Origin of the sequence: Cellulomonas iranensis NBRC 101100 = JCM 18110, from assembly GCF_001552375.1 — a bacterium.
In the GTDB taxonomy this organism is placed as follows: Bacteria; Actinomycetota; Actinomycetes; order Actinomycetales; family Cellulomonadaceae; genus Cellulomonas; species Cellulomonas iranensis.
The window spans coordinates 1-1,446 of the sequence record NZ_BCRB01000182.1 but is presented as its reverse complement, the minus strand read 5'-3'; the positions used below and the strand labels follow the sequence as shown (position 1 = coordinate 1,446).

Annotated in this window: 1 protein-coding gene; it reads left to right on the top strand. The window is 75.4% G+C overall.

The annotated features are described in order from the left end of the window. Window positions 1–104 precede the first annotated feature (104 nt). A complete protein-coding gene (locus CS2_RS18225) occupies window positions 105–1,298 on the top strand; it encodes an LLM class flavin-dependent oxidoreductase (protein WP_233421268.1) in 1,194 nt (397 codons plus the stop codon). The last annotated feature ends 148 nt before the right edge of the window (window positions 1,299–1,446 follow it).

Here is a 1,446-nt window from a genome sequence, read left to right as displayed (position 1 = left end):
GCCTCGGCCCCACCCCCTGCCCCCTCCCCGCGAGAGGTCAATCCAGTTCCACGCGGAGCAAGACCGGATCGCCCTCTCGGCGTGAGAGGGCGATCCAGCCCCACGTGGAGCGAGGCCGGATCGCCCTCTCGGCGCGAGAGGTCGATCCAGTTCGACCCGACCCGACCCGACCCCAGGAGAGCACCGGGCCCGTCGAGTTCCTCGGCATCGCCGCCCCGTCCGACGCGTCCGAGACGTCCGCACGCACGACGTCCGGCCCGCTCGACCTCGCCTACCTCGAGCGCCTCGTGCGCGCGCACGCCGACCACGGCTGGACGCGCGTGCTGTTCGCCTACGGCTCGTCCGGCGCCGACCCGGCCGCGCTCGCGGCGTACGTCGCGGCGCGCGTGCCGGACGTCGAGCTGCTGCTCGCGCACCGCCCCAACGTGTCGGCGCCGACGTACGCGGCCAAGACGTTCGCGACGCTCGACCAGGTGTCGGGCGGGCGGCTCTCCGTGCACTTCATCACGGGTGGCAACGACCACGAGCAGCGTCGCGAGGGTGACACCCTCACCAAGGACGAGCGGTACGACCGCACGGGCGAGTACATCCGGGTCGTCAAGCAGGCGTGGGCGAGCGAGACCCCGTTCGACCACCACGGCACGCACTACGACCTCGAGGACTTCGTGCTCGACGTCAAGCCGTTCGGCGGCCGCACGCCGACCATCTCGTTCGGCGGCTCGTCGGACGCCGCCTACCGGGTCGGCGCCGCCGAGGCGGACGTCTTCGCCGTGTGGGGCGAGCCGCGGGCGCGCACGCGCGAGCAGATCGAGCGCGTGCACGCCGAGGCCACGGCGGCCGGGCGTGCGACGCCGCCGCGCATCCACGCCGCGTTCCGGCCGATCGTCGCGCCGACCGAGGCCCTCGCGTGGGAGAAGGCGCACCGCGTGCTCGACCGCATCGAGGCGCGCAAGGCCGCGCTCGGGGGCGCGCTCAGCCGCCGCCACCCGATCGACGCACCCGAGAACGCGGGCTCGCAGCGGCTGCTGCAGATCGCGGCCGAAGGGGACCGGCACGACGAGGTGCTGTGGACGGCGACCGCCCGGGCGACGGGCGGGGCCGGCAACTCCAACGCGCTCGTCGGGACGCCCGAGCAGGTCGCGCAGGCCCTGCTCGCGTACTACGACCTGGGTGTCCGCGTGATCTCCGCCCGGGGGTACGACCTGCTGGACGACGCGGTCGACTTCGGCCGGTACGTCATCCCGCTGGTCCGGGAGGGGGTCGCCGAGCGCGACGCCGCCGCGGCCCGCGTCGCCTGACGCCCGCACCGCCGCCGCCCGCCCGACCCCGCCGCCCGCACCGCCCGCCGACCGCGAAGGACCCCTCGTGCGCTTCCAGCTCCTCGACATCGTGTTCAACCCGCCGCACCCGGTGACGGGGGCCGCGGTGCCGCCCGCCGACCGGCTC